At 37.2% G+C, this 7,531-nt stretch carries 5 protein-coding genes; 2 read left to right on the plus strand and 3 right to left on the minus strand.

Annotated features, from left to right (window positions below; translation table 11 throughout):
- The first annotated feature begins 873 nt into the window (after positions 1–873).
- Entirely contained in the window at positions 874–2,223 is a 1,350-nt protein-coding gene (gene trxB / locus D5R40_RS16535) for a thioredoxin-disulfide reductase (RefSeq protein ID WP_124145706.1), read from the plus strand.
- 185 nt (positions 2,224–2,408) lie between these two features.
- Positions 2,409–2,531: a hypothetical protein gene (locus tag D5R40_RS41140; protein ID WP_282433639.1), complete on the plus strand. Its 123-nt coding sequence runs from the start codon at positions 2,409–2,411 to the stop codon at positions 2,529–2,531.
- A 684-nt stretch (positions 2,532–3,215) separates the two neighbouring features.
- Here D5R40_RS41140 and D5R40_RS16540 read toward each other — a convergent pair.
- The 3 genes from D5R40_RS16540 to D5R40_RS16550 all read right to left on the minus strand — a co-directional run bounded on the left by D5R40_RS16540 (position 3,216) and on the right by D5R40_RS16550 (position 6,594).
- A complete protein-coding gene (locus D5R40_RS16540) occupies positions 3,216–4,133 on the minus strand; it encodes a GUN4 domain-containing protein (protein ID WP_124154925.1) in 918 nt (305 codons plus the stop codon).
- 164 nt (positions 4,134–4,297) lie between these two features.
- Positions 4,298–5,380: an RNA-guided endonuclease InsQ/TnpB family protein gene (locus tag D5R40_RS16545; RefSeq protein ID WP_124154926.1), complete on the minus strand. Its 1,083-nt coding sequence runs from the start codon at positions 5,378–5,380 to the stop codon at positions 4,298–4,300.
- Between the two features lie 137 nt (positions 5,381–5,517).
- Entirely contained in the window at positions 5,518–6,594 is a 1,077-nt protein-coding gene (locus D5R40_RS16550) for a glycoside hydrolase family 24 protein (RefSeq protein WP_124154927.1), read from the minus strand.
- Between the last annotated feature and the right edge of the window lie 937 nt (positions 6,595–7,531).

The following is a 7,531-nucleotide window of genomic DNA, read 5'->3' on the forward strand; positions in this document are numbered from 1 at the left end:
ATTGAGAATAATATCAATAACTAGGCAACTTTACGTTTATTCATAATTTACTTAACATGACAATTTTAAAATTATCTCTTCAGAAATATTTATTTTAATAATGTAAACAATAGTAGGTTAGCAAAATTCAACGTCAATGCAGAAAACTTAGATTAAGATGTAATATCATGTCTCTTTAAATAACCACTTCGGAAAAATTTAGGGAGTAGGGAGTAGGGAAGAAGGGGAAATTTGTTTGCCCAGCATTCGGACTGAAAAAATATTTCCTCAAAAAAATTTCCTCTTAAGAGAAGAACATTTTTACCCCTGGCTAATTAATGAGACTTGATATAAGTACCTTTGCGTGAATTTGGTATAATTTGATAAGCAGGTATAGCAAAAGTTCTACATAGATATAGTCATATATTGTAAGTTCAAAAAAACTAAGCAAAGAGAGAAATTTTAACCAAGCTTTAGTACGATTTAACAAGCAAACAATGTCTACAAAAAATCAGGAACTATTCACTAGATTAACTGTATAACTAGGTTCAGGTAGATTAACAAAATACAACCGATGCAGGCAAAATATAGAAAAATTCCACTGGTTATATCCTAGCTGTGTCGGTAAATTAACACTGAAAAAAAGGGGTTGCACATTATGGAATGATATTACCAAAAATTAGTTTAGACTTTGAGTAAAAAAAACCATTAATTAGTCATTCTAGTAATTATCAAATCCAAAATCCTATTCATCAAAAATATAAAATCATTCGTCACTGTGCAACGCCGAAAAAAAAGAAAAGTATCGAGAAAACAAATTTTTTCTAATAACTCTAATAGCTGGAAGAAAGTACAACACAAAGACGTTACTATCTACCGCGAAATCTTAATATTATGACAAAACAAAGAATAGAAAACTTAGTAATTATAGGTTCAGGACCAGCAGGCTATACTGCCGCTATCTATGCAGGACGCGCTAACCTCAAACCAGTAGTCTTTGAAGGTTATCAAATAGGAGGTGTACCAGGCGGTCAACTAATGACAACGACTGAAGTAGAGAACTTTCCTGGTTTCCCCGAAGGTATTACCGGACCGCAATTAATGGAACGGATGAAAAATCAAGCAGTTCGCTGGGGAACAGAACTATACACCGAAGATGTTACTTTTGTAGACCTAGCTCAGTACCCATTTACTATTAAGTCAGAGGAACGAGAAATTCAAACTTATAGCATCATCATTGCTACTGGGGCGACTGCCAAAAAACTCAAACTACCTAGTGAAGAAAAATTTTGGAATAGTGGTATTTCTGCTTGTGCTGTCTGCGATGGAGCTAACCCAGCTTTTAAGGGAGTGGAATTAGCAGTTATTGGAGGTGGGGATACTGCAGCAGAGGAGTCTATTTATTTAACTAAGTATGGTTCTCATATTCATTTATTGGTACGTCGAGACCAGATGCGGGCGAGTAAGACTATGCAGCAGAGGGTGTTAGAAAATCCAAAAATTACTGTTCATTGGCAAACTGAAGTTATAGATGTATATGGTAATGGTGTTTTGGAAGGTGTGAAACTGAGAAATAATCAGACTGGTACACAGCAGGACTTACCAGTTGGAGGTTTGTTTTATGCGATTGGTCATACCCCGAATACCCAAATTTTTCAAGGACAGTTGGAGTTGGATGAGAAGGGTTATGTGGTTACTCGAGATATGGTTAAAACTAGCGTTGAAGGTGTCTATGCTGTAGGTGATGTCCAAGATAGTGAGTTTCGTCAGGCAATAACTGCTGCTGGTAGTGGTTGTATGGGGGCAATGTTGGTAGAGAGATGGTTGTCGGAAAGAGGTTTGACACAGGAGTTTGCTCAGGAAAAAGCAACTAAGAAGTCGGATAAGGAGATAGTTGTTGATACTGTTGAGAGTTTTGACCATAATGCTACTCATCATCTGGGCGGTTATGCTTTGCGGAAACTCTACCACCAGAGCGATCGCCTAATTATAGTTAAGTATTCTGCTCCTAGTTGCGCTCCATGTCATACTTTGAAGCCTATTTTTGAGAAGGTTATACAAGAGTTTGAGGGAAAAATTCATTATGTAGAGATTGATATTGAGCAAGATCCGGAGATTGCTCAGAATGCAGGGGTAATGTCTACACCAACGATTCAGTTTTTTAAGAACAAGGGTTTGGTCGAACAGTTGAAAGGTGTGAAGCGTAAGAGTGAATATCGGCAGGTAATTCAAAATAATATTTGAAGAAGGGGCTTTGGTAAATTAGGGTATGATATTAATCTTAATTACTGAGGACTGACTCCTGAGGAGTCAGTAGGGAAGAAAGAAGAAGAAATAAGGAATAGAAGGAGAAAGTTTTTTGTTTGCTGGCGCACAATGCACGTTAACGCGGAGTGCGGAATGGAGTTCTATCCCGCTCTTATTCGGACATGATATCATACCTCTTTTCACCAACGCCGGAAGAAGGAAGAAGGAAAAAGTGGATAGGGATACTAAAAAGTTGTCGCGACCCTCGACGGGACTCCAACCAAATAATTAGTGTCGTTGCATAAGTCCTGTTCTCTTTAGAGCTTATATAGAACCCCTAACCGTATCTTTTTCAAGCTAAATTAGCTTCTGAAGTAGCTAATATCTTGAGCAATTTAGGTCTAGGTAATAGCCTTTAGTAACTATTTATATCATGTCTGCTGGGGCGCGTTCGTGTAAACCCAAAGGTGAATATCTACAGGAAATTTAAGTTTTTTATTGCCCTTAAGTATTCTTGCCTGTTCCCTGTTCCCAGTTAAGTGTTCCCTACCCTTGCTATACAATACCGATGCTACCGGACATGATATTATGCCAATAATGATTAAACCAAGAAACTGTAAGGCTTATGATTAGGCCAGGAGATCCCAAATGGGTTCTATAAATAAAGTTGCACTAGATTAACCACAATATAAAAAGATGAAAAAGATGGTATACTCGTCAAGAGTAATCTTAAGATGACTTAAAATATTAGCCAAAGATTTCAATCCTTGGTGAGCTTGGTGAGCTTGATATTACTCCTGAAAAAGACTTTTTCAGCAAACCCTATTTCTATCTACGGTGGTGGTGCATAGTAATGGAAAAAGAAGTGTGGGGAGATGGGGACCCACCCCTAACCCCTCCGGTGGAGGGGAATTTGGGGATATGGGGGGATGGGGAGTGTGGGAAAAATTAAAAAATATATATCCTTACCATTACCATGCAGGACTACCCTATCTACTACTATTACAAATTGTTAGTCGAGATATAAAAGCCAAAAATGTTTCAGGAGCTATCATTTTACCAACTCCATAACAAGCACGTCGTCGCCATATAATTACAGGTAAGTGACCTTCTAGAGCTTGCAGGTTAAAGCTAAGTTCATCATAATATTTCCAACTTTCTCCATTTCGCCATCCAACGCGGTCGCAAAAATCTCCATATTCTCCACTTACACTTTCCCATATACGTTGTTGTACGTTTAAGCCAAACAACCCGTTACTGTAATACTCCCAAAGCCAGTCAATAGTCAGAAGGTCTGTGCAGGGAAAATTTTCAATATCTATTAACTGTAGCCAACCTTCATCTTCGCGGAGGGTTACTTCCAACAACAACTCCCAGGTAAGTTCGTCCGCTTTTCGCCATTTTCCTGCAGCCAAAAGATTTATCAGTGGGTTATAGTCTATCCCTACTTCTGACATTGGTGCTTCTGGAGTTGCCATGGCATTTAGATTTTCTTCAATACGATATAGAGTATCTGTCAATATTTCTGGGTTAAGTTGTTCGAGGCGATAAAGTACCCACTCTAACTGAGAATGAAGCTGAAAGCGTTCCATTGCTGCCCGATCTAACTGAGCTTGTAGTTTATCTAGTTGTCTTTTGAGGTCCCCATTGAAATTTTGATTGTGATTTACCTCATCTACCTGTCCAAAAGGTAAACTTATGGTGTTATTCTCACTATTTTGATTTTTCTGGTCTTGTACAATTTGCCACATTTGTCTAGCCCAGTTCAATTTTGCTTCTTCTTTTCGCTGGTATATTTCTGCTGTAGCAAAGAAGGTAGTGTCTGATGTTAAATCCCAACTACAGACAGAACAAAATTCTGGGAATGTGTCAATGTATTCTGTGCCACAAACAGGACATAGTACCATACTAAAGTCAAAAGTTAAAAGTCAAAAGTTAGAAGTGATATTTGATATCAAATCCATCTGCTTCATAAAACTGATACAACGCGTCACAAAAAGTGATAAATTGATGTTTACTTCCTGCTTTCCTACGGAATGCTACGCAAACAACTGAGACCGTCAGCGGTTACTCATCCACAGGCATTCACGGTCAAGCCAACCGCATCTCTTAAATTAATTGAGGCATTCAAGTCTCTCTCAATGGATAGACCACATTCTGGGCAGTCATAAGTTCTGATATTCAAAGGCATATCCTGTACATGACCACAACTAGAGCAAGTCTTAGAAGATGGAAAAAATCTGTCTACTACTACTAATTCACAGCCGTACCATTGGCACTTGTATTCAAGCTGTCTTCTAAACTCGTAAAATCCTTGGTCTACTATAGATTTCGCCAGCTTATGATTGGCTAACATACCGCTGACGTTCAAATCTTCAATTGAAACAGTGCCGTGGTTTTTAGCTAGATATGTTGTCAATTTATGAAGTGCGTCTTTACGGATGTCAGCTATTCGTCTATGCTGTTTGGCTAGCCTAACTACAGCTTTGTACCAATTACTTGAATGCTTGACTTTCCTACTAAGTTGTCGTTGTAATTTTGCTAGTTTGTCTTGAGCTGTACGATAAGGCTTGATGCTTGGAAAAACTTCACCAGTGCTTAGTGTTGCTAGTGTCTTAACGCCTAAATCTACACCTACAACTTCAGTATTTTTCGGTGTTACTGTTGGAGCAAATTCAAAAGCTAAACTAAGAAACCAATCACCAGCTTGTTTGCTAATGGTGATTTTTTGAGTTGTTGCTTCAATGGGTTCATAAGTTTTTACCCAACCAATAAAAGGTAATTTATGAGACCAACCATTAAGTTTTATTGGTTTTCCACAATTATCAATTGTGAAAGAATCAGACCTACCTTTCTTCTTAAACTTTGGATGTTTACCTAAACCTTGAAAAAACCTCTTAAATGCTTCACCTAAGTTGATGAAAGCATATTGGTACACCTTAGAAGATAAGCGTTTCATCCAAGGATAAAGTGGTTTAGTATGGTTAGTAAACACTTCTCTGAGTTTACGAGCATTAGGCTTGTAACCGTCCTGATAAGCAGCATTCCACAGACTCAAACCCCAATTGTAGCACCACCGTGAATAGCCAGCGTGTTGAGCCAAGAGCGTTTTCTGTCGATTATTTAATTTGAGTTTTGTTCTGATGGATTTCATTTATGGGTGAGTGCCACCTGCCTAAAAGTATGCTTAAATGCCGATTATATCGTTATTCTCGGATTAAGTCAATGCTCCCCATCCCCCCATCCCCCTATCACCCCATCTCCCCACCTTCTTCAAACGAATACTTCAAACTACATTTGAGATTCTTGTTCTGAAGATATCTCAGAGGGTTGATACCGAGCCAAGTTATTATTGTAAGTTCCTATAAGTTTAGGCATGAGCCGCTCAACTTCTGTAGGTGTTTCTCCAAATGAAGGCCAAACCATATATAACTTTCTAAAAGCTTCTTCAATTCTCCCTTGTTCAATGTCCTCCAGAGCATCTTTTTCTCGAATCAATTCTATCGCTACACGGTCTTGATAAGTAGGGCCAAAGTTCTTAGCACCTACCATAGGAGCATAGAGGTCCCAAGATGTACTCAGAAACTGATATCTACCTGCTGCATCAGAACAAAGTTTTTCGTTATTCCTATCAATGCCACATTTCATCTCTCTAGGGTGGTCTTCAAAGCCAGAGAAATGGTCGTTTGTGTATTGACGATAATAACCTTGAGGACCTGTGGTGCCTTCTGTTACAGCGATTGTATCGAGAAAAGCTCGTATTCTGGGTACATTTATTGGATAGGCCCAATTCTCAGTTGGCTCAATCTCAGGCATAATAGCTACTGTTTCTGGCCAATTTTCATCGCCAGCATTTGCGCCCCCACCCACTTCTTGAAATAGTTTTAAGATTGCCATAAGTAACACGAAAATAATTAATAAGGTAGAAGCTAGCTGGATGTTCAACAGTTTAAACCAATTTAAGGGCTGTTTCTGTATTTTCCGAGTAGTAGAATTATTTTCTGTTTTGTTTTTAGAGGGGGCTGATTTGTTGAAGTTTTTAATAGTAGGAGACAAGATCTTTTTTTGAGTATTAGGGAGTATACCGGTTTGCTGACCAAATTTTAGCAAAGAATTAATAGTTTCTAATCGTTTATTTCGATCTAATTCTCGATTATTAGAGCGAATACCCTGAATATTTGCAAAGGCTATAACATCTACTTGAGTTACTTTTTTTAGTGGCTTTTTGACAAATTTCAGGAACATTTGAGCTATATATAAATGAAATGATTTATTTATAGGAGGAATTTGTTGTAACCAGATATTGATTAATTCAATGTCTGAAATTGTTTGAGGTTTACTTCTTTTTTGTACTTGTTGTTTGTACATGGCACACCATCTGAATACTATAGAATTAAAGCTTAAAACTAATTATGCTAAGTCAGGAATATAGGGTTTCTCTAGAAGCATAAATTAAAGTTGTATTTTGACTCCCTATTGCTTATTGAAAAATGAACTGTTCGGTAAAATCTATAATTTTGTATCTTACTCCTTATGAAAATTGCTAGATGTTAAATAGTTAGATCAAATAGAAGGAAGGATATTGAGATGGAAATAGGGAACAAGGAGTAATAATTAAACAACTTCTCTCACCTAATACCCGAATACTTATCTAATAGTTTGATATTTGGTTATACCGAATTAACTTAACTATAAAAATATATTATTTGAGATTTAATTTAATTTACAGCTTGTTTCATATAAGTGAGCTACATCTTTGGCAGGCAAGATGCCCGCACTACAAAGACTTTATTTAAACCCCGTCCGATCGGGCGAGGTTTTCTTAAATATTTGTACTTCATATAGCACTAAATCTGCTGTATCTCTTTGTTTTTGGCAAGTTTTCTGTTCTGCTTAACTTCAAGTTCTCAGGCAACTCCTTTGCACAAATGAAAAGTAAGTGTGTAATTCTAAGGCATCCTTTCGGTGCGGAAATGCTACGCAAAAAGAATGTAAAGCGTACTCAATAAAGTTATACCAATCTCCTAAAAACAATGTTCTACTTATTGAACACTTCAATTATCAAATAATAAGTCAGGTTAAGTAATATTTTTAGCAATTATTTGTATGAGGTAAACATATCTTATTCGTTATTTATCTACTCCATCTTTACCATTAACAAATATTTATAACTGTATTTTCCTCCTGATTTAAGAATAGCGAATTTGATCTTATACTTAAGATAACTTCACCCAACCTATTCCTCCTTGAAGAAGGAGACAGGAGACAGGAGACAGGAGACAGGAGGAAAATTACATGGGGATTC

Origin of the sequence: Okeania hirsuta (assembly GCF_003838195.1) — a bacterium.
Classification (GTDB): domain Bacteria; phylum Cyanobacteriota; class Cyanobacteriia; order Cyanobacteriales; family Microcoleaceae; genus Okeania; species Okeania hirsuta.